The 21201-nt window shown below is 72.9% G+C and carries 19 protein-coding genes; 8 read left to right on the top strand and 11 right to left on the bottom strand.

Going from position 1 to position 21201, the window contains the following annotated elements; genetic code table 11:
- The first annotated feature begins 68 nt into the window (after window positions 1-68).
- Together I3F58_RS11235 and I3F58_RS11240 are read left to right on the top strand one after the other, a co-directional pair.
- A complete protein-coding gene (locus I3F58_RS11235; protein WP_240108179.1) occupies window positions 69-1535 on the top strand; it encodes a hypothetical protein in 1467 nt (488 codons plus the stop codon).
- Window positions 1532-2248, top strand: a complete 717-nt coding sequence (locus tag I3F58_RS11240) for a PspA/IM30 family protein (RefSeq protein ID WP_240108180.1) — start codon at window positions 1532-1534, stop codon at window positions 2246-2248. The genes I3F58_RS11235 and I3F58_RS11240 overlap by 4 nt, the downstream gene beginning before the upstream one ends.
- A gap of 379 nt (window positions 2249-2627) precedes the next feature.
- Here I3F58_RS11240 and I3F58_RS11245 read toward each other — a convergent pair whose 3' ends face one another.
- The 7 genes from I3F58_RS11245 to I3F58_RS11275 form a co-directional block, all read right to left on the bottom strand.
- Window positions 2628-5159, bottom strand: coding sequence for a SpoIIE family protein phosphatase (locus tag I3F58_RS11245; RefSeq protein ID WP_240108209.1), 2532 nt, complete (start codon window positions 5157-5159; stop codon window positions 2628-2630).
- A gap of 181 nt (window positions 5160-5340) precedes the next feature.
- Window positions 5341-5802, bottom strand: coding sequence for an ATP-binding protein (locus I3F58_RS11250; protein ID WP_240108181.1), 462 nt, complete (start codon window positions 5800-5802; stop codon window positions 5341-5343).
- A gap of 99 nt (window positions 5803-5901) precedes the next feature.
- Window positions 5902-6315: a (deoxy)nucleoside triphosphate pyrophosphohydrolase gene (locus I3F58_RS11255; RefSeq protein WP_240108182.1), complete on the bottom strand. Its 414-nt coding sequence runs from the start codon at window positions 6313-6315 to the stop codon at window positions 5902-5904.
- Between the two features lie 45 nt (window positions 6316-6360).
- The gene (locus I3F58_RS11260) at window positions 6361-6540 is read right to left on the bottom strand and encodes an SPOR domain-containing protein (RefSeq protein WP_240108183.1); all 180 of its coding nucleotides are present in this window, start codon (window positions 6538-6540) and stop codon (window positions 6361-6363) included.
- A 182-nt stretch (window positions 6541-6722) separates the two neighbouring features.
- A complete protein-coding gene (locus I3F58_RS11265) occupies window positions 6723-7478 on the bottom strand; it encodes a GntR family transcriptional regulator (protein ID WP_240108184.1) in 756 nt (251 codons plus the stop codon).
- A gap of 209 nt (window positions 7479-7687) precedes the next feature.
- Window positions 7688-8740: a DUF4190 domain-containing protein gene (locus I3F58_RS11270; protein WP_240108185.1), complete on the bottom strand. Its 1053-nt coding sequence runs from the start codon at window positions 8738-8740 to the stop codon at window positions 7688-7690.
- Window positions 8741-8931: 191 nt separating this feature from the next.
- Entirely contained in the window at window positions 8932-10509 is a 1578-nt protein-coding gene (locus I3F58_RS11275) for a S8 family peptidase (RefSeq protein ID WP_240108186.1), read from the bottom strand.
- A gap of 202 nt (window positions 10510-10711) precedes the next feature.
- On the opposite strand from I3F58_RS11275, the gene I3F58_RS11280 reads away from it, so the two are divergent.
- On the top strand, window positions 10712-11827 hold the full coding sequence (locus tag I3F58_RS11280) for a pyridoxal-phosphate dependent enzyme (RefSeq protein ID WP_240108187.1): 1116 nt from the start codon (window positions 10712-10714) through the stop codon (window positions 11825-11827).
- A 635-nt stretch (window positions 11828-12462) separates the two neighbouring features.
- Here the strand turns inward: I3F58_RS11280 and I3F58_RS11290 are convergent.
- Window positions 12463-14748: a DEAD/DEAH box helicase gene (locus I3F58_RS11290; protein ID WP_240108188.1), complete on the bottom strand. Its 2286-nt coding sequence runs from the start codon at window positions 14746-14748 to the stop codon at window positions 12463-12465.
- Window positions 14749-14896: 148 nt separating this feature from the next.
- Here I3F58_RS11290 and I3F58_RS11295 point away from each other — a divergent pair, with 148 nt between their 5' ends.
- Entirely contained in the window at window positions 14897-15160 is a 264-nt protein-coding gene (locus I3F58_RS11295) for a hypothetical protein (RefSeq protein WP_240108189.1), read from the top strand.
- Window positions 15161-15177: 17 nt separating this feature from the next.
- On the top strand, window positions 15178-15648 hold the full coding sequence (locus I3F58_RS11300; protein WP_240108210.1) for a hypothetical protein: 471 nt from the start codon (window positions 15178-15180) through the stop codon (window positions 15646-15648).
- A gap of 222 nt (window positions 15649-15870) precedes the next feature.
- Here the strand turns inward: I3F58_RS11300 and I3F58_RS11305 are convergent, their stop codons facing one another.
- Window positions 15871-16314 carry an SRPBCC family protein gene (locus tag I3F58_RS11305; RefSeq protein ID WP_240108190.1) on the bottom strand — a complete coding sequence of 148 codons (444 nt, stop codon included), beginning with the start codon at window positions 16312-16314 and terminating at the stop codon, window positions 15871-15873.
- A 369-nt stretch (window positions 16315-16683) separates the two neighbouring features.
- On the opposite strand from I3F58_RS11305, the gene I3F58_RS11310 reads away from it, so the two are divergent.
- On the top strand, window positions 16684-16953 hold the full coding sequence (locus I3F58_RS11310) for a type II toxin-antitoxin system Phd/YefM family antitoxin (protein WP_019434848.1): 270 nt from the start codon (window positions 16684-16686) through the stop codon (window positions 16951-16953).
- Window positions 16946-17209 carry a type II toxin-antitoxin system RelE/ParE family toxin gene (locus tag I3F58_RS11315; RefSeq protein WP_240108191.1) on the top strand — a complete coding sequence of 88 codons (264 nt, stop codon included), beginning with the start codon at window positions 16946-16948 and terminating at the stop codon, window positions 17207-17209. The genes I3F58_RS11310 and I3F58_RS11315 overlap by 8 nt, the downstream gene beginning before the upstream one ends.
- Window positions 17210-17738: 529 nt before the next feature.
- Here the strand turns inward: I3F58_RS11315 and I3F58_RS11320 are convergent.
- Both I3F58_RS11320 and ychF read right to left on the bottom strand, forming a co-directional pair.
- Window positions 17739-18875, bottom strand: a complete 1137-nt coding sequence (locus I3F58_RS11320) for a Fic family protein (protein ID WP_240108192.1) — start codon at window positions 18873-18875, stop codon at window positions 17739-17741.
- Between the two features lie 382 nt (window positions 18876-19257).
- Complete coding sequence (ychF, locus tag I3F58_RS11325; protein WP_240108193.1) at window positions 19258-20346, bottom strand: redox-regulated ATPase YchF; 1089 nt, start codon at window positions 20344-20346, stop codon at window positions 19258-19260.
- Window positions 20347-20549: 203 nt separating this feature from the next.
- On the opposite strand from ychF, the gene I3F58_RS11330 reads away from it, so the two are divergent.
- A complete protein-coding gene (locus I3F58_RS11330; protein ID WP_374207951.1) occupies window positions 20550-21182 on the top strand; it encodes a DUF6542 domain-containing protein in 633 nt (210 codons plus the stop codon).
- The last annotated feature ends 19 nt before the right edge of the window (window positions 21183-21201 follow it).

Below are 21201 nucleotides of genomic sequence, written 5' to 3' on the forward strand. Positions count from 1 at the left end.
CCGGCGGCGGAGCCGCGGGGACCTTCGCCCGGTCGCGGCGGCCCCCGCCCCGGCTTAGCCTCACAGGTGTGGGAACGTCGGGCGTGGACCTCGTGCTGCCGCTGGTACTGCTCGCCGCGGTCGTCGCCGTCGCGGCCTACACGTACCTGACACGCCGCCGCCGCACCACCACCCGCACCACCCCGCACGGCGGAGTCCCGGTCCCGGAGGTCGCGGAGCTGGACGCCAGGTCGCGCGACGCGCTCGTCGCGACGGACGACGCGGTACGCACCAGCCGCGAGGAGCTGGGCTTCGCGGTGGCGCTGGCCGGACACACCGCGGCGCGCCGCTGCGCGGAGGCGCTGGCGCACGCGGAGGCCGAGCTGACGGCGGCGTTCCACCTGCGCCAGGAGGTGGACGACGCACGGCTCGAGGACGAGGTGGCGCGGCGGACGATGCTCGAGGAGGTGCTGGCGCGCTGCGCCGAGGCGGACGCGGCCCTGGACGACGCGGCCCCGGACGCCGACGCCCTGCGCGGGCTGCCGGGCGCCGCCCCCGAGGCCGTGGGCGCCGCGCGGCGGCTGCACGGGGAACTGGACGCCCGGCTCGGGACGGCCGAGGCGGCTCTGGTGGCGATACGGCGGCGGTACGCCGAGTCCGCGGCGGCCCCTGTGGCGACGGCACCGGAACAGGCCCGGGCCCGGCTGGACTTCGCGGCGGACCGGCTGGCGCGGGCACTCGCGCCCGGCGCGGACGCGGTGCGGGAGCTGCGTGCCGCCGAGGGAGCGCTGGACCAGGCGGCGCGCCTGGTGGAGGCGGTGGACCGGCGGGCCATGGAGCTGGCGGAGTCGGCGGGGCGGCTGCCGGGGGCGCTGGCCGAGGCGGAGGCCGACCTGGCGGCGGCGCAGAAGGTGCTGGCCGGGGTGGCGGAGACCGAGCTGGTGGAGTGGATGAGCCGGGCCGATCTGCGGGGCCGTACGGCTCGGCTGGAGGCGGTGCTCGGAGACGTACGGCAGTCGGTCGAAGCGGACCGGCACGACCCGGTGGACGCGCTGCGCCGGGTGTGCGAGGCGGACGCGGCGCTGGACGCGGCCCTCGCGGAGGTGCGGGGCCCCGGCGAGGTCGCGCGGCGGGCGCGGGCCTTCCTCGGGCTGGCGCTGCTGTCGGCACGCTCGGCGGTGGGCGCGGCCGGGGAGTACGTGGCGACGCACCGGGGCGTGGTGCGCTCCCCCGCCCGGACCCGGCTGGCGGAGGCGCGGCGGCAGCTCGCGGAGGCCGAGACGGCGGTGGGGGCGGAGACCCTGGAGCACCGGGAGGACGCGCTGCCGCTGGCGCAGGGGGCGGATGGTCTGGCCCGCTCGGCGCAGGCCCTGGCCGAGCAGGACGTACGGCTCCACGGGCCGCCGCCCGCGACGGCGACCGGCCCGGACCTGACCGCCCTGGCCGTCCTGGGCGGAATCCTCCTTCCCGGGGGCGGCCCGGCCCGCTTCGGGGGCCCGGCGACCCGGGGGCGGACGGCAGCGGGGCCCGGCAACCCGTCAGGAGAGGTGTCATGACCCAGCACTCCATCCTCGCCCGCGTCTCCCGGCTGGCGAAGGCCGAGGTCACCGCGCTGCTCAAACAGGCCGAGGACCCCGAGCGGCTGTACGAGCAGCTCGTCCGCGAGTACACGGACACCGTCCGGGCGGCGGAGGCCGCCGTGGCGGCGGCGGCCGTCGACCTGCGCCTGCTGGAGGCGGACCACCAGGAGGACGTGGAAGCGGCCCGGGGGTGGGGCGAGCGGGCGCGGGAGGCCAGTGCGAAGGCCGACGAGCTGCGCGCGGCCCAGCGGGCGGGGCTGGCCGACCGGTTCGACCACCTGGCGAAGGTGGCGCTGGGCCACCAGCTCCGGGCGGAGCGGGACGCCTGGGCGGCCGAGCCGCTGATCGCCTCGCAGCGGGACGCGCTGGCCCTGCTGGAGGCGGGCCTGGGCCGGGTGCGGGAGCGGCTGGCCGAACTGCACGCGCACCGCGACGAGCCCGCGGCCCGCGCCCGCCGTGACGCGGCGGCCCGCACCCGGATGCTGGACGCGCTGCGCGGCGTGGACCTGCTGGACCCGGCGGGCGAGCTGCGGCGGTTCGCGGACAAGGTGCGCCGGGAGGAGGCGAAGGCCCTCGGCAAGCAGGAGATCGCGGTGTCCTCCCTGGACACCCAGTTCGAACGGACCGACACCCTGGCCGACCCGGCGGAGATCGAGTCCCGCCTGGCCGCGCTCAAGTCGGCGGGCTGAACGACCGGGGCGCACCGCGTGCGCGGGCCGGGGCGGCGCCCTGACCGGCGCTTCGTCGGGGGCGCCGCGCCCTCCGGCGGATAGGGCGAGGTCGCTGCGGGGCCTCACCTCCTCACGGCGACGCCTGCGGGCCCAGGCTCAGGGCGGGTGTCGGCACCGCCGGAGCCGGGGGCGCCCCTCCGCGCGCTTCTCCGCTGCGGGCGCACGACCACAGGTCTCGCTGTGGGGAGTCGTTTCCGCGGGGCGACGGGGTGTCCCTGCTCAAGCGAGGACGAGAACCCGGGAAGGGCGCGGCGGAACGGGCCTGCGGCCGGGCAGCCCGCGCTCCGGCCCCACCCCGCACGGGCCGCACCGGCCGGCACCCGCCGCGCTCGCAGCCTCAGTCCCCGAACATGTCCAGCAGCTCGTCCACCGTCGGTTCCCGCACCGCGCCCCCGTCGTCCGGCAGCGCCAGTTCGAACCACACGGTCTTGCCCCGCGGAGTCCGCCGGGACCCCCAGCCGGCGCTGAGCATGCCGACCAGCTGGAGTCCCCGCCCGCCCTCGTCCTCCGCGCGGGCGCGGCGTCGCCGCGGCTGGACGAACCCCGCGTCCCACACCTCGCACACCAGCGTGCGGTCCCGCAGCAGCCGCAGCCGGATCTCGCCCTCCCCGTACCGCAGGGCGTTGGTGACGAGTTCGCTGACGAGCAGTTCGACCGTGTCCACCAGCGGGTCGAGCCCCCAGGCCGCCAGCCGGTCCCGGGCCAGTTCCCGGGCCCGCCCCACCGAGCGGGGCTCGCGCGGCAGCCTCCAGTCCCCGACGGACTCGGCGGGCATGCCCCGGATACGGGCCATGAGCAGGGCGATGTCGTCCTGGCCGTGCCGGGTGTCGAGGGTGCCCAGCACGTGGTCGCAGACGTCCTCCAGCGGCCGCCCGGAACGCGCGAGCGCACGCCGGAACGCCTCCAGGCCCTCGTCCAGCGGGTGGTCGCGGGACTCGACGAGCCCGTCCGTGTAGAGGGCCAGCAGCGCCCCCTCGGGCAGCTCGACCTCGACCTCCTCGAACGGCTCCCCGCCCACCCCGAGCGGCATCCCCGGCGGTACGTCGAGGAGCAGCGCCTCCTCGCCCGGCTCGACCAGCACGGGCGGCAGATGGCCCGCGTTGGCGAACGTACAGCGCCTGGTGACCGCGTCGTACACGGCGTAGACGCAGGTCGCGAGATACACCTCGGACAGCTCGGGCCCCTTGGTGCGGGCCCGCGGGGAGGGCGCGCCGAGGCCGCGGGCGATCTCGTCCAGGTGGGACAGCACCTCGGCGGGTTCCAGGTCGAGCTGCGCGAGGGTCCGTACGGCGGTGCGGAGTTCGCCCATCGCGACGGCGGCGCGCAGTCCGCGCCCCATGACGTCACCGACGACGAGCGCCGTGCGGTGTCCGGGCAGTTCGATGACGTCGAACCAGTCGCCGCCGACCTCGTTGGCGGCGTTGCCCGGCAGGTAGCGGCAGGCGATGTCCAGGCCGGCCGCCTCGGGGTCGCCGGGCGGCAGGAGGCTGCGCTGCAGTATCAGGGCGCGCTCGTGTTCGCGGCGGTAGAGGCGGGCGTTGTCGATGCAGACGGCCGCGCGGGCGGCCAGCTCGACGGCGAGCGCCCGGTCACGCTCCCCGAAGGGCTCGCTGCCCTTGGCCCGGGAGAACTGGACGAGTCCTATGACGGTGTCGTGGGCGACCATCGGCACGACGAGCGTGGAGTGCACGATCCCCCCGTCCGCACCGGGCACCAGGGTGAGCCGCCCGGTCCGCAGGGCCTTGGCGCAGGCCGAGTTGAACGCGTACCGGTGCACGGCCCCCACGTGCGCGGGCTTCCCGCCGCCTTCCCCCGCGCAGCACTCGCCCCACACCCGCCGCTCCCCACCGCTCCCGGCCGTCGCGGGCACGGCCGGGGCGTCCGAGACGGCACTGGCGAAGGCGACCCGCCGGAGCTGGGCGGTGTGGCCGGCCGGCCGGCCCGGCGGGGGCTCGTCACCGCTGAGCAGCCCCTGGTACAGGTCGACGGACGCCAGGTCGCAGAAGCCGGGGACGGCCACGTCGAGCAGGTCGCGGGCGGTGGTCTCCAGGTCCAGGGAGTTGCCGATGCGGGCGCTGGCCTCGTCCAGAAGCGCCAGGTTGCGGCGGGCTCTGGCGGCCTCGCGCGCCGCGTTGTGGCGCCGCGTCACATCGATGCCGAGTCCGGCGACGCCGACCGGGCGCCCGGAGCCGCTGTGCACCCGGTAGAGGCTGATGGACCAGTGGCGGCGCTCGCTCCCGCCGGGCACCGCGCCGACGATCTGGAGGTCTGTGACGGATTCCCCGGTCGCCAGCACCTTCCGGAGCGCGTCGGTCATCCGGTCCGCCTCCTGCCGGGGCAGGTAGTCGTGCACGGTCCGCCCCTGGTGGTCGGCGGCGGTGCCGCCGAAGACCGTGGCGAACCGCTGGTTGGCCCGCTGGACCGTCAGGTCCGTACCGAACAGCAGAAACCCGAAGGGTGATTGGCCGAAAATGGCTTGCGACGAGGCCAGGTCGGTCTCTATTCGGCGTAGTGCACGTACGTCGAACGCGACACAGAGCGCCCCGCGTTCGCCGTGCTCGGACTCGGTCGGCATGACGTACACCTCGGCCAGGCCGTGGGCGAACCGCTCTCCGGGGATGCGGAAGGGGACGAGCCCGGTCCACTCCTTGCCGTCGAGCACCTCCGCGACCTTCCGGTGCCCGCGCGGGCGCAACTCCGAGGGGATCAGCGCCTCGACCGGGTCCATCCCGCGGACCTCGCCGGCCGAGAGGCCGAACATCTCGGCTGCCCGCAGGCTCCAGTGGTCGACGAGCCCGTCGGGGCCGATGGAGAAGGACGCGACTCTGATGTAGTCGTAGATCGAGCCAGGCGGGCTGCTCTGCCACATGACGCCGTTCGCCGTCTCAGGTGTCTCGCTCACGCGACCGTCCCCTCCAGCTCACCGCACCGGACCGGCCATTCCCGCAGTATTCAGCACTACGGCCCCCGTCGGCACGCCGTTCACGATCACAGGGTGGTCTCGTTGGCTTTCCGCCGAGCCGGAAGTGATCGTTGTTCCTTCCCTGTTCCTAACCAGGGAGGGCCAGCTCGAACCACACCGTCTTGCCCGACCTGCCCTTACGCGTGCCCCAGCGGCGGGCGGAGCAGGCCACGAGCTGGAGCCCCCGGCCTCCCTCGTCCTCGGGCCCGGCGAGCCGCTCACGGGGCGGATCCGGAAGCGGATCGGAGACCTCCACGAGCAGCGCGGGGGACGGGTGCCCACCGTGCTCCGGGTGCGCCTCCGGCCACGGCTGCCCGTCGTGTTCCGGCGGGACGCGGAGGAGCCGTACCCCGATCGGCCCGTACGCGTACCGCAGGGAATTGGTCACCAGTTCGCTCACCAGCAGCACCGTCAGGTCGCCGAGGTCCTGCTCAAGCCGCCACGCGCGGAGGGTGTCACGGACGACGCGGCGGGCGGTGCGCACCGAGTCCGGCTCGGCGGGGAAGGTCCACTCGGCGCATGCGCCCTGGGTGTCGATCACGCGGCTCACTTCCCCGGCTCTTCCCCCGGCCCACGAGCAGGCCCACGCCACGCCCGATTCGGGCGGGTTAATCCCTAGATACCCGAATCGGGCGTGGACTATCGCATGTCAGGAGGAAGCGTCAGAAGGGAGGAGGCGCACGGCCTCACGGACCGCGGGAACATCCTGATCCAGCCACTCCACGCTGTCCCATTCATGACGGGCCAGCCAGCGCAGCTCATCGTGGTCCTGGAGGGGGCGCGGCTCGCCGGAGCGCACCCGCGCGGTCCACACGCGCAGCACATAGCCCCGGCCGAGCGGCCACTCACCGGGGATCCGCTCACCCGGCTCCGCCTCGATGCCCAGCTCCTCGCGCAGCTCCCGCACGAGGGCCTCGCGCGGGCCCTCGCCGGCCTCCAGCTTGCCGCCGGGCAGCTCCCAGCGGCCGGCCAGCTCGGGGGGCGCACTTCGGCGCGCGGCCAACAGCCGCCCCTGGTGGTACACGGCTCCGGCGACCACCACACGATCCGTCACGTCCGTCATGCGCCGGAGCGTACCGGGCGGACACTCCGGCCACGGACGTACAGGTCAGCGCGCGGGTTCGCCGATGCGCTCGACCCAGTAGAGCTGCTTGTGTCCTCGCACGTCGAGCCGGTCGACGACCCGCTGCGCCTCGTCCCTCGTCGCGTACCGGCCCACCCGGTACTGGTTGCCGTTGTCGTCCTGCCGAATGACCTGCCAGAGCAGGGTCGTACTACTGTCAGGCATCACGCCGCTCCCCCCGCCGGGTCGCACGTCTCCAAGGATTCCGATGAAACCGCAATCCGCATATGCCTGACCCTACGCCTGACCTTCACACAGCGGATACGGGTTTACACGAAGAGACACACTTCCAGCCAGGAGCCCTTGCCCAGGACTTGCCGATACGCGACCGGCGGCCCGTCAGGCGGTCAGCGCACCGGCAGGTGGTAGGCCACGCGGAAGCGGTCGGCCGGAATGACGACGTCGGCCGTCTCGACGGCCCGCCCCGACGCGAAGTACGTCCGCGCGACGACCATCACCACGTGCCCCGGCACCCCACCGAGGACCAGCAACTCCTCCGCCAGTCCGGGCCGGGCCCCCACCTCCTCGGTCACGTTGTCCACGACCACGTCGATCGCGGCCATCCGGTCCACCACACCGCAGCCGCCGAGCGGCCCCTCCTCGGGCAGCATCACGGGTGTGCGGCCCGTGACGGCCAAGGGCTCCCAGGAGGTCGAGAGCATCACCGCCTCACCGCCGTCCCGGAAGACGTACCGCGTACGCATCACCGGGTCGGCGGGGGCGATGCCGAGCCGGACGGCCACGTCCGCGCTCGCGGCCTCCCGTTCACTGCCGGACTCCCAGGTGCCGCGCGCCCCGTCGGCCGCCTGCTCCTGGCGGAAGGGGTTGACGGAGCCGTTCGCGGGGCGGTAGCCGGAGCGGGAGATCCGGCGCGGCACGGGCCGCTCCCGCACGTACGTCCCCGATCCGGAGCGGCCCTCGACCAGCCCCTCGGCCATCAGCACCTTGCGGGCCTCCAGCGCGACCGTGTCCGAGACGCCGTACTCCTCGCGGATGCGGGCCTGCGAGGGGAGCCGGGTGTGCGGCGGCAGCGAGCCGTTGACGATCTTTTGCCGGAGATCGCTCGCCACGCGAAGATAGGCGGGCTGCTCACCGAATGTCACTGGCCACTCCCATCAGGTTGACAGACAGCTACAGATTCGCAACCCGATGTTGAGCGCCGCAAGCGTGGGCCAGAGTTTCACTCGAAGTGATGATGCCCAGTTTGAGGGCCTGCTTACCGAGGGTAGACCCCGGGCGGCCCATCCTCGCTCGGACCGCCCGTCGCGGCCACCCGTCACGGATGGCCGCCCGGCCCGCCAGGCCCGCCCGCTCAGTCCGCCTGCTCGCCCGGCGGTGTCGTCCCCAGGTTCAGCGCCTTGCGTACCTCCCGGCCGAGGTCCAGGGGCGCGGCGTCGTACGCCACGTCGTAGCGCTCCCAGTACGCGTCCGCGTCCGGCGCCGTGGCCGCCTTGGCCCACAGCCCGCGCGCCTTCGCCAGCTCCTCGCCCAGTTCCGCGACCGGCCCGGCCGCCGCCCCGGAGTAGGTGTGCCCCTTGAGCCGTTCGACCGCCGCGCCCAGGGCCTTCTCCATCCGTCCGGCCCACTGCGTGTTCGCCTTCAGGTCCGTGTCCGGGTCGGCCTCGGGCTGCTCGTAGCGCACCGCCTCGACCGGGTTCACGGCCTGGAGGAAGGTCAGCCGGCCGGGGTCGAGCGTGGTGGCGTCGGTGCGCAGCGAGCCGGTCAGCTTGCCCGAGCCGGCGGCCAGGGCGCAGGTCACCGTGCGGTCGTCGAGGGTGCGCCAGCTCTCCACGGTCGGGTGGAAGTAGTACGACACCGTGTCGGCGGGCAGCGCCCAGGTGTCCATGGCGTAGTCCTCGTCCAGCTTGGCGCAGCGCTCCTCGGCCGCCTTCTCGATGGCGTCGGCACCGGGGTACTCGGAGCCCTGGAGACGGAACCGCCCGCTCACCTCGGCGTCGTGCGGCTCGTCGCACTCGACGTGCTTGACGCGCTCGACCTCCTGCTCTTCCACGACTCCGCCCGGCTGGTCGAAGCAGTCCCCGGCGCGCAGTCCGAAGGCGGATCCGCTGCTCGCGACCTCGTCCCGGACCTCCCGCAGCCCGTCCCACGCCTTCCCGAAGGCACCGGAGACCAGGCCGAGCGCGATGAGCAGGGTGACGACGAGGGACAGCGAGGCACCGGCCACGGCCAGCCCTTTGCCGCGCTCGCCGCGGCGCTTGATCTGACGGAGCGCGACCGCCCCCAGGACCAGGCCGAGCGGGGGTATGAGACAGAGCAGACCGGTGACCAGGGAGGCGACGGCGAGCCCGTTGGTCCTGGCCGGGGCGGGGGCCGGAACCGGGGGCTGGGGATACGGCGATGACACGGGGGTGGGACTCCTGTCGGAACGGTGGCGATCACATGCGTGAGCGGCGCGCATCGTACGCGCTCGCCCTGACGGTCACGGCACCGCCCCCGCCCCGGCACACGGCGTGGGGCGGACGCCCGGAAGGCGCCCGCCCCACGCTCACCGTCCCGGGATCACCGAGACCGCCGGGATCAGCGGGATCAGCGGGATCAGAAGGTCAGGGCCCAGGAGTCGATCTTCCCGGTGTCCCACCAGTAGTTGTCGTGGACCCTCAGCTTCCACGTGCCGTTGGCGCTCTCCGAGGAGGCGTCGACGGTGTACGTGGTGTTGATGTCGTCGCTGCTGCCGCCGGTGCCGTAATCCTTCAGCGTGTAGGCGGTGCCGTCCGGCGCGACGAGCTGGACGCGCAGGTCACCGATGTAGGTGTGCTTGATGTTCACCTCGACCTTGAGCCCGGACGGGGCGTTGCCGGACCGGCCGGTGACGCTGATCGGGGACTCGGTGGTCGAGTTGTCGTTGATCGCGTAGTCGCCGGTGTTCTCGTAGCGGTCGCCGGTGGGCGGCGGGGGCTCCTCGCCGCCCTCACCCACGTACAGCAGCCGGTTCGGGGAGCCGCTGCCCGGGCTGCCGACGGCGCCGGTGGTGGCGGCGGACGTCAGCGCACTGGAGACCTGGGCGGGGCTGGCCGACGGGTTCTCGGCCAGGTACAGCGCCGCCGCACCCGCGACGTGCGGGGCCGCCATCGACGTACCGGAGATGGTGTTGGTGGCGGTGTCGCTGCTGTTCCACGTCGAGGTGATGGAGGAGCCCGGCGCGAAGATGTCCAGCACGCTGCCGTAGTTGGAGAAGCTGGAGCGGGCGTCGGAGCTGGTGGTCGAGCCGACCGTGATGGCCTCGGTGACCCGGGCCGGGGAGTAGTTGGATGCGTTGGCGTTGGAGTTGCCGGCCGCGATGGCGTAGGTGACGCCGGAGGAGATGGAGTTGCGGACGGCGTTGTCGAGGGCGGTGTCGGCGCCGCCACCGAGACTCATGTTGGCCACGGCCGGCTTGACCGCGTTCTGGGTCACCCAGTCGATGCCGGCGACGACCTGCGCGGTGCTGCCGGAGCCCTGGTTGTTGAGCACCCGGACGCCGACGATCTTCGCCTTCTTGGCCACGCCGTGCGCGGAGCCGCCGACCGTACCGGCGACGTGGGTGCCGTGGCCGTGGCCGTCCTGGGCGGTGTTGTCGTCGTCGATGGCGTCGTAGCCGTAGGAGGCACGGCCGCCGAAGTCGTTGTGGGTGATGCGCACACCGGTGTCGATGATGTACGCGGTGACACCCTGGCCGCCCGGCTCCGGGTAGGTGTAGCTCTGGTTCAGCGGCAGGTTCCGCTGGTCGAGCCGGTCCAGGCCCCAGGACGGCGGGCCGGGCTGGGTGCCGCTGACCGTGAAGACGCGGTCCTGGACGACGGACTCGACGGCCGGGTCGGCGGCGAGCTTCTTCGCCTGTGCCTCGGACAGCTCCACCGCGTAGCCGTTGAGGGCCGCGGTGTACGTCTTCTTGATCTTCGCGCCGTACCGCTTGGCGACGGCCTTGCCGGACGCCTTGTCCGAGTCGGCTGCGGACTCGTCGAGAGTCACGATGTAGCTGCCGGGAACGGCCTTCGGGTCACCCGCGTACTGGATGGTGCCCTCGGCGCCGGCGGCGGCGGCCGGGAGGGCGGAGAGGGAGCCGAGAGCGAGGGCGGCGACGGCTATGGCACTTGCTGCGGCGCCTCTGCGCCGTGGCGTACGCATCACGGACATGTGAGGGGTCCTCCTCATAGGTGGTGCGTCACTGTGGGGGAAGACAGGTTCATGACAATCACGCATGTCGCGCCGTACTCCCCTGTACGACATCGGACTGTCATGCGCCGGTCAACCGAAAGATTGACCGATCCATAGGAATCACACAAGGGTGCCGAGCCGCCCCGAACGCGTGTGCCGCACAACTGACATGCTGAGGACCATGACCGTCGACGCGCACTACCTCTGCCCGACATGCGGAGCCCGCTCCTCCTCTTCGGAGCTGACCTGGCGTTGCCCGAAGTGCGGCGGCCCCTGGGACCTGGAGTTCACGGCCGGCGCCGTGGACCGGGCGGCACTCCCGGGCCGGGTGAACTCCCTGTGGCGGTACGCGGAGGCGCTGCCGCTGGCCGATCCGTACGCCTCCCTCGGGGAGGGGCGTACGCCGCTCGTCCGGCTCACCGACACGGTTTCGGCCAAACTCGACTTCCTCATGCCGACGTTGTCGTTCAAGGACCGGGGCGCCGTGCTGCTGGCCGAACTCGCGCGGCGGCTCCAGCCGCGCCGGGTGGTCGCGGACAGCAGCGGCAACGCGGGCACCGCAGTCGCCGCGTACTGCGCCCGCGCCGGGCTGAGCTGCACGGTGTACGTGCCGGAGGCGACGTCCCCGAAGAAGCTGGAGCAGATCGGGGCGCACGGGGCGCGGGTCGAGGTGGTCGCGGGCGACCGGGAGGCCACGGCGGACGCGGCCCGGGCGGCGGCGGACGAGCCGGGCACGTTCTACGCGTCGCACGTCTACAACCCGTACTTCCTGCACGGCACCAAGACCTACGTGTACGAACTGTGGGAGGACCTCGGCGGCCGGCTGCCGGACGCTCTGGCCGTCCCGGTCGGCAACGGGACCCTGCTGCTGGGTGCGGCCCTGGCCACCGCGGAGCTGCACGCCCACGGGCTGATCGCCCGGCGCCCGCGCCTGATCGCCGTCCAGGCGGCGGCGGTGGCGCCCCTGGCGGAGGCCCACCGGGCGGGCGCGGAGGACATCATCCCCGCCCTCCCGGTACCGACCCCGGCCGAGGGCATCGCCATCCCGGCCCCGCCCCGCGCCCGCCAGATCCTGCGCGCGGTCCGTGCATCGGGTGGCGAATTCCGTACGGTGACGGACGACCAGATCCGGACAGCCCAGCGGGACCTGGCCGCCCGGGGGCTGTACGTGGAGCCGACAGGCTGCGCCTGCTGGGCGGCGGTCTCCGCGGACCCGCCGGCGGGCGAGGTGGTCGTGCCGCTGTGCGGGGCGGGAGCGAAGACGGGGCCGGCGGGGGAGCGCGCGCTCGACGGGTGAGCGGACAGCCGCCGAGAGGGCCTTCGCGACCTGCGCCGAACATGACCGCACGGCCCGACCGGATGCGTCCGCGCCCGGGAGGCTGGTTCGCCGGGGCCCGGGCAGACTTCCGCAGGCGCCGCACCGCACCGAGCTGATCGACGGAGCTCTCGTTCTCGCGGTCACCCGCAGCGATCGCGGCACGGGCGCCTCGTCACGGCGCTGCGACCACACTCATGAACGAGGCGCCGGAAGACCCGGACGGCGACCGGGAGACCACCATGCGCCTCGACCAGCGCAACCGCCCGGAGCCGGACGCCCTCGTCACCACCGCGCCTGACGATCCCGGCGGCACCCGGTACGCGCCCGAGGAGGTCCCGCCGGCCGTGCAGGTGGTCCCGCCCGGGGCCGTGGACCGGGACCCGTGGTCGAGCTCCGCACGCACGCGCCGGCAGGCATCCCGCACTCCTGGCGCGTGGAGGAGGAGCGCGGAGCGCCCGTCGTCCACGTCCACGAGACGGACCGGGCGGCCGACGCGTCTGCGCCCGACGGGATCCTCCGGGGGGACGCCGCAGCGGACCGCGCCCTTCGACGTCACCATCGCCGCGGACGCCCTGCTGCCGGAGCCCGGGGCGTCACCGCGCGCAGCGGCTCCCTCACGCCCGGCCCTCCACCCCCAGGCGGGCCTGCTCCTCCTCCACGATGCGTCGCGCGAGCGCCCCGTCCGAGACGTCCACCGCCTCCGGCAGCGCCTCCGCCACATCGCTGCGCCGCGCGTACGCGTCGAACAGCCGCGACTTGCCCTCCAGTACGGTGACCAGCCGCTCGTCCACACTGTCCGTCGCCAGCAGCCGGTGCACCCGCACCGACCGGACCTGCCCCATCCGGTGGACGCGGGCCACGGCCTGGTACTCCAGGGTCGGCTTGGTCTGCGGCTCGCAGAGGATCACCACCGACGCGGCCTGCAGGTTCAGCCCGACGCCGCCCGCCTGGATCTGGGCGAGCAGCACCACGTGCCCCTGCCGCGCCGCGAACGCGTCCACCAGTTCCTGCCGCTCCTCGACCGACAGGCTGCCCGACAGCGGGCCGAGCGTACGGCTGGGCCCGAGGCTGTTCCGTACCGCCGTGAGCACCTCCCGGAAGTACGAGAAGACGACCACCTTCAGCCCGTTGTCCGCCGCGTCCGCCACGATCTCCCGCAGCCGCGCCAGCTTCGCGGAGTCCCGCCGACGGGCGTACGCGGCCCGGCGGATCGCCGGGAATCGCCCGGAGGCAACAGCCGTCCCGTACGCGGTCCGGTCGCTCCGGCTCAGCTCCTCCCACTCGTCCACACGCACCACCCCGGGCAGCTCGGTGAGCACATCCTCCTGGTTGCGCCGCAGATAGGCCGGGGCGACCGCCGTACGGAACGCCTGCGACCCGTCCACGACGGCCACCACGTCCACCCCGGCCAACTGCGGCAGCAGCTCCGGCTGGAGCGGCCGGACGAGGTTGCGGAACTCGGTCACCCGGTTCTCCATCGGTGTCCCCGTGAGGAAGAGCACCCGCTCGCAGCGCCGGCTCCACGCGGCGACCGCCTGCGAGCGCCGGGACTGAGGGTTCTTGACGTAATGCGCCTCGTCCACGACCAGCAGGGCCGGTCTGCCCTGCTCGCCCCGCTCCGGACCTTCGGACTTGTCCGGCTTCTCGGACTTCTCCGGCACGGGAAACCCGCGCAGTGCCTCGTACGTCGTCACGGCGACCCCGCCGTGCTCGCGCCAGCTCGTGAACACCTCGCCCCGCTCGGGCCCGTGCAGCCTGACGGGCCTGAGGGTGGAGCGGGTCTGGATCTCCCGCATCCAGTTGATCAGCACACTGGCCGGGCAGACGACCAGGAAGTGGGTCTCGCCCTGCGCCGCGAGGTGGGCGATCGCGGCGACGGCCTGCACGGTCTTGCCCAGGCCCATCTCGTCCCCGAGGATCACCCGCCGCTGCGCGAGCGCGAACCGGGCGCCGAAGGCCTGGTAACCGCGCAGGGACACCCGCAGGTGGATGTCGTCCAGCTCCTGCGCGCGCACCCGCTCCGCGAGTTCGGGCGGCAGGAAGCCCTCGGCGGCGGCCGGCCTGTGCGGGGCGGCCCGCCCGCCCCGCAGCTCGGCCTCCGCGACCGGCGCGAGCGCCGCGTAGTAGTCGCCCGACCGGGCCTCGAAGTCCACCCAGGCCTCGACCTCGTCGGGGACGCGCAGCAGGTCCACGGACACCTGCCCCACCAGCAGCGGTACGCCGTCCCGCGCGGCGTCCTCCAGCAGGTCGCGCACCCGCGCCAGAGCCTCCAGGGCGGCCCGCCGCCCCTCCCTCCGCGTGAACAGCATCCGCATCCTGCTGCCCGCCGCCCCGGCGCGGGACAGCAGCGCGTCCGCGTCCATGTCCCCCACGAGGGCCTCGGCGGCGGCCATGGCCCGTCGGGCGTCCGGTCCGGCCTTCACCAGCGGGTAGAGGGCGCGGGCCAGCGCGGTCGTGCGGGGCTGCGGGTCGTCCGGGTCGAGCCGTACGACGGCGAGGTCCCGCACCGCGTCGACGAGCCGGTCGGTGGCCGCCCGCACCCGCCGTGCGCCCTGCCGGCCGAGCCCGGGTACCCGCTCCAGCCGGTGCGGGGAGGCACCGTGCACGTCCAGGAGGGTGGCGTACCCCGCGGCCTCCAGCCGGGCGACCTGCACCCGCCCCTCGGTGGCCTCCTGGATCCGCCGCACGGGGATGCGGGCCAGCTCCTCCCCCACCAGCTCGTCGTTCAGCGCGCCGTGCGCGGCCCGCACCGCGTCCACCGCGCCCCGGTGATCGTCCATGAGTGTTCGGGCGGCACCGTACAACTGCCGCGCCTCCCCGAGCAGTTCCCGGGCGGCCCGCCCGGCTGCGGGAGCCGCGCCCCCGCCCCGCACCGGCTGCCGGTTCCCCGCCGCGGACATCAACACCCCCTGGCGCAACGACGTATCGCGCCATCGTCCCATGAGCGTCCCGAAACAAGCCGGGCCGCCGGAATGTTGCCAGAACACCCCCGGCGGAGGCACGGTGTATCCGCACCAATTCCTTTACACAACAAGGGAGTTGACCGGAATGAAGAAGTCCACGCTGCGTTCGGCCGTGGTGGCCGCGGCCCTGGCCGGCGGTCTCGCCTCGACGGCCTTCGCCGCCCCCGCCGCCTCGGCGGCACCGCCGGAGGCGAGGAGCACGGCTGTCGAACGCATCACGACGGCGGAGCAGCTCGCGCGGAGCCTCGAACAGGCCGTGGCCCGGGAGGAGAGCCGCGGCGGGACGGTGGCGCAGGGCAATCCGGTGGGCTTCATCGCGTCCCCGCAGTCGAACGGCACCCTCTGCTGACGATGGAGGAGGACACCTTGGGCGCGGAACCACCCGTGGCCTGGTGCCCCAGTGGGGCTCCGGACCGCGCGGAGTCGGTGGTCCTGGGCGTGCGGTCCGGGCCGGAGGGCCAGGTGAGCTATCTGGCGGAGCCGGTGCCTGCGGCGCAGGTGGTGGACGCGCTGCCGGAGGGCGTGCCGCCCACGCGGGTGCTGCGGTTCGCGTCGCACTGCGTGAGCGACTGCGGGAACCGGGTCGGCACCTCCTGCGGCCTGGTGGACCGCGTGACGGCCGTCCCGCCCCCGTCGGGCGCCGAGGGCCGCCCCGTACCGCGCTGCCATCTGCGCGCCCAGTGCAAGTGGTGGCACCAGTCGGGCGTCGCCGCCTGCCATCGCTGCCCGGCCGTGTCGACGGCCACCCTCGACGACGACCCTCTGGCCAAGCTGGTCGCGGACCCGTCCACGACCCGCGAGCAGCTGGAGACCTGGATCGCGTCACAGGCCCGCTGACCGCCCGGCGGCGCCGCCACGGAGCCGCCGGGCCGTCCCGCACGAGCCACCGGGCCCGCCCCGCACGGCCGTCGGTCCGGCGCCCACCGCGCAGCCGCCGTCCGTCCGCATGACACCCGTCCGAGGCCCGCTGCGCGTCAGCCGGGCCGCCCCGCAGGGCCGACCGGGCTTCGCGCCTGAGCCGCCGAGCCGTCGGTCACGACCCGCCGGGCCCCGCCGCCGTCACCGCGGCCCGCCCCCCTCCGACAACACCCGGTGCAGCCGCCGGGCGTCCTCGGGCAGGTCCCGCCGCCACCCCATCTCCACCACCGGCCACAGAGCGACCATCCCGCCCCACAGCCGCACACTCACCCGGATGTCCACATGGCACCCGTCCCCGCGCGGCGCCACCCGGAAATCGTGCTGCGGCACCTGGCTCCCCAGCGGCGTCCACAGCCGCTCCCCCACGAAGCTCACCCGTCGGCCCCGGGGGTCCACCCGCCGCTCCAGCCGGGTCTCCCGCCTCCGCCCGGGAAACCGGTACCGATACGTCTCGCCCCCGCCCCGCTCGGCCCGGATCTCCGCCACCCCGGAATGCCACCGCGCGAGATTGCACCCGTCGACGAGAAAGGCGAAGACGTCACCGGCACTCCGCGGCACGGCCACGGACACATTCACCTGCGGCATGGGGGCGCCCCCTTCATCGAGCACCCCCTCCCTTCCACCCCAGCACGCCGGAGCATCGGCTTCCGCCAGGATTTGCCCTGTTCGGCCGCGCGGCCCGGGCAGACCGGACGCGAGCCCCATGACGGGGCCGCGCCCATCAGGTCACGGCCTCCGCGGCCCCGGGCGCCGGGCCCCGCTCAGACATTGCAGCGGAACCTTCAGCGCAGCGCCCCGACCTGTGAAAACGCTGTTCTCGGAGCCCCCAACCAGAACCGATCCAGCACGGTGCGAGTTCATCCAGCACATCCAGCACGCGCGACCGCGACGAAGGCCGTCACCCAAGCCGGAGACCCATTGTGTACACATGGGACACTCGGTACACTTGGGCGCATGACGCAGCCGCTGCCCATAGAGTCCATCCGCGATGTGCGCGCCCACCTCGCCGAGGTCGTGGAGCGCGCCGATCGCGACGACGTACCCACCGTGATCACGCGCCGGGGCAAGGAAGTCGCCGCCGTCGTCTCCATCGAGGTACTGCGCAAGTACCAGGAGTGGGAAGAGCGCGAGATCAATCGGATCATCGACGAGCGCATGGCCAACCCCGCACCCGGCATCCCGATCGAGGACATCATGAGGGAGACGCTGGCGCGCGGTGAGTGAGTACCGAACCGTCTTCCGCCCCGAGGCGCAGGCCGAGCTTCGGAAGATCCCGCGCGAGATGGCGCTGCGCATTCTGGCCAAACTGACCGAACTGGAAAGCGATCCGCTCGGCTTCAACACCACCGCACTCGTGTCCCAGCCGGACCGCCGACGGCTACGGGTCGGCGACTACCGCGTCGTCTACACGATCGACAACGGGGAGCTGGTGGTCTGGGTCGTTCACGTGGGACACCGGTCCACCGTTTACGAGACCTGATCACCCGCTGACTCCGCGTCAGAAATCCAGCACCCATCCAGCACGGTGATGACGAAGGGGTCGGACTCCTCAGAGCCCGCCCCCCTCTGACTTGCACGTTTGACTCACCACCTAACGAGAGTATGTGCACGACTACACGTTGAGCGGAACGCCTGAGGTCTGATCCTGGCCTGCGGCAGAGCCCCGCGCCGGGCCCTGACCTCGGACTTCCTCGTTGGCGTGCGTTGGCTCCCGACTGCCGTTTACGGGTGTCCCGCGGACTGGCTGCGGACTGGCCGGGGGTCCGAGGCGGCGGGGCCCACGGGGAGACTGCGCAGTGAGCGACTCCCACCCCTGCACGCGCCACGGGCACCGCGCACTGGGCACAACGCCCGGCTCGTACAAGATCTGGCCGATCTGACTCCGGGAGGACAACGGGGTCCAGTTCCGCCGGCCATGAGTAGCGGAGCGAGCAACGAGTTACGCGTGCCGCGAGTGCACTTGTTCCGCACCGCCCGTCGTAACTGATTCGACAGTTCGCGAGATGTCCTCAGCGCGTGTACGGATCAGCCAGCGCCAACGGCGTCCGGGCTGCTTCCAGAGCCGACCCCGGAAAGGCGGGTCCGGCGGTGTAGAAGCGGGCACGGGTGCGGCCGACCGGCGTCAGGACCTCGCCCGCGACCAGGTCCCGCAGGTCGCGTTGGGCCCGTTGCAGGCTCAGGTCCTCCGTTCGTTCGTAGCGTGTACGACGCACCCGCCCGGACATCGCCACATCGTGCAGGGCGGAAACCACCCTCTCGTCCAGCCCCCGCTCCTCCGCGAACTCACCCAGCAGGAGCCACACCCGACTCGAACGATCCAGGCGATTACTTACGGTCTGCGCCTGCTGGTGGTACGCGGTGAGGTTGAAACGTATCCAACCGGAGACATCCTGGTCGGGGCGGTAGGTCGCCCCCCGACGCTGCAACTCGCGGTAGTACTCCCAGGTATTGCCGGGGCGCCCCAGCCAAGCCTCGATCGAGGAGAACTCGGGAGCCAGTTCTCCCTGTCTCGCGATCATGAGCGTTTGGAGGGATCGGGACATACGGCCGTTGCCATCCGCCCATGGGTGGATGGCAACAAGGTGGAGATGCGCCATGGCGGCCCGCACCAGGGGGTGCGGGCCGTCGTCCGTGTTCAGCCACTCGACCAGTTCACTCGTCAACGCAGGCACCTCGGCTGCGTCCGGTGCCGCATATGCCGCGATGCTGGGGTCGCGGGCGTCTGTCACGTACACCGCTCCACGGCGCCACTGCCCGGCCGGCTTCCGCGGGGTGTGCCGGTGCCCCTGCAGCATCCAGTGGAGCGCGTTGAGCAGCTCCTTGCTGTATCGGAAGTCCGCGACGTCATGCAGCGTCTGGATATAGGTCATCATCCGCTGATAGGCCAGCGTCTCCTCGCGATCCTCCTCGGAGACGTCGACATCCCGCTCGCCCTCCAGCAGGTCCTCGACGTCGACCGTGGACACCTTGAAACCCTCGATCGAGTTGGAGGCCGCCACCGCATCCGCAGTCAAGAACTTACGCAGCCCTTCGGTCCACTTCGCCGGAGTGGACCGGACCTGGAGGCGCAACGAGTGACGAAGGTCTTCGATCTCACCGAGAACGCGCTGGTCCTCGGCGGTGAGAGCGGGCGTGGGGAAGAGCATGTCCTCACCATAGATTGACGCAAACATTACGTCAATGCGTCAGCATCCGTGGACACCCCGACGTCGATCCTTCACCGGAACGACGAAGAGGGCGGGCCCGCAAGAAGGGCAGGGGCGGCAGCCTGCGCCTCGACGGTGGCACGGCCGGCGAGAGACGGGGCCAGACCACGGCCGTGGCGCCCATGAACGTCACGCGCCATGCGAACACCGAGGCATCCACCACCAGGCCCCGGTCTTGCGACGGCCGGTTGAGTCCGGGCCGCCGCCGCGGTCCGCAATGCACAATGCAGCCGGGCCAGGTCGAACCGCTCTGCGGACTGTCGCGGACAGCGCGACGGCCTGACTCACATTCCCGCAGGTCAGGCCGCCTCCATACATGCGATCAAACGTTGAAGCGGAACTCCACGACGTCGCCGTCCTGCATGACGTAGTCCTTGCCCTCCATGCGGGCCTTGCCGGCGGCGCGGGCGTCGGGGACGGAGCCGGAGGCGACCAGGTCGTCGAAGGAGATGACCTCGGCCTTGATGAAGCCCTTCTGGAAGTCGGTGTGGATCACACCGGCCGCCTCGGGTGCCGTGTCGCCCTTCTTGATGGTCCAGGCGCGGGCCTCCTTGGGGCCGGCCGTGAGGTAGGTCTGGAGGCCCAGGGTGTCGAAGCCGACGCGGGCCAGGGTGGTCAGGCCGGGTTCCTCGGCGCCCACGGACTGGAGGAGCTCCAGGGCGTCCTCCTCGTCCAGCTCGGCCAGGTCCGCCTCCAGCTTGGCGTTCAGGAAGATCGCCTCGGCCGGGGCGACCAGCGCGCGCTGCTCGTCCTTGAAGGCCTCGTCCGTCAGCTCGGCCTCGTCGACGTTGAAGACGTACAGGAACGGCTTCGTCGTCAGGAGGTGCAGGTCGTGGAGCAGCTCCGCCTTCTCGCCGCCCTGGACGATGCCCTGGGAGAAGAGCGTGGTGCCGGTCTCCAGGATCTCCTTGGCGTTCTCCACCGCGGCGACCTTCGGCGCCACGTCCTTCTTGATGCGGGACTCCTTCTGGAGGCGCGGAAGGACCTTCTCGATGGTCTGGAGGTCGGCGAGGATCAGCTCGGTGTTGATCGTGTCGATGTCGTTCTTGGGCGAGACCTTGCCGTCGACGTGCACGACGTTCTCGTCCTGGAAAGCACGGATGACCTGGCAGATCGCGTCGGACTCGCGGATGTTCGCCAGGAACTTGTTGCCCAGGCCCTCACCCTCGCTCGCGCCGCGCACGATGCCCGCGATGTCGACGAAGTCGACGGTCGCCGGGAGGATGCGCTGGGAGCCGAAGATCTCGGCCAGCTTGGTGAGCCGGGCGTCGGGGACGCCGACCACGCCCACGTTCGGCTCGATCGTGGCGAACGGGTAGTTGGCCGCCAGCACGTCGTTCTTGGTCAGGGCGTTGAACAGGGTCGACTTGCCGACATTCGGCAGACCGACGATTCCGATCGTGAGCGACACGTTGGCGACTTCCTGAGGTGTGGGTGATGGGGCCGACCCCTCAGTCTACGGGCGCGGGGACGGGAACGGCCAAGCCCGGGGCGCCGGACCGCGGACCGGGGTGACGGCCAGGGCGGGGAACACCGCGGGAACTTCGCGCCAAGGTCGCCCCTCACGCGTGTCTCGTACCGGTTTTTCCCGGGCTCCCGGCCTACGTTGTCCCCGTGGAGCAGCAAAGGAGCAGTCCCCCTCGCCGCCCGCGGTCGCCGCAGTCCCCGGTGGCCCGGCCGCAGCCTCCGGTACGGCCGCCGCAGTCCTCCTCCGTGCGGTCCCCCTCTCCCTCTCTTCTGCCACGCAGGCCCGGCGCCGCGACCGCCCGGCCGCGGCGAGGCGGCGCGACCGGTGTCCGGCCCCCGCGCACCCAGGGGCTGCCCGGCCTGGTGGCCGCGGTGCGGCGGCTGCCCGAACCCCGGCTGACCGGGCTCGGCGCCGGGCTGTTCGCGTCCGCCGCGATGCTGCTGTTCGGCTGTCTCGACCTGCTGCTCTTCGACGGCTCGCCGCTGGTGTACGGACTGCTCTTCCTGCCGGTCAGCGCGCTCACCGCGCTGTGGGTGCGGGCGGCGGACCTCGTGACGGCGCCGATCAGTGTGCCGATCGCCTTCGCCGTGGGCGTGATCCCCGTGTCCGGTGGCGAGGGCGGGGTGGGCGGGCACACCATGGCCGTGGTCACCGCGCTGGCGGTGCAGGCCGGGTGGCTCTACGGGGGGACGCTGGTGGCGGGTGTGATCACGTGTGTGCGGAAGGTGCGGGTGATGGGGCGGCGGGGGCGGGCCGCGGGACCGCGGCGGCCGGGCTGACCCGCCGGGGCGGGTTCCG

Source organism: Streptomyces sp. MUM 203J, from assembly GCF_022414595.1.
Classification (GTDB): domain Bacteria; phylum Actinomycetota; class Actinomycetes; order Streptomycetales; family Streptomycetaceae; genus Streptomyces.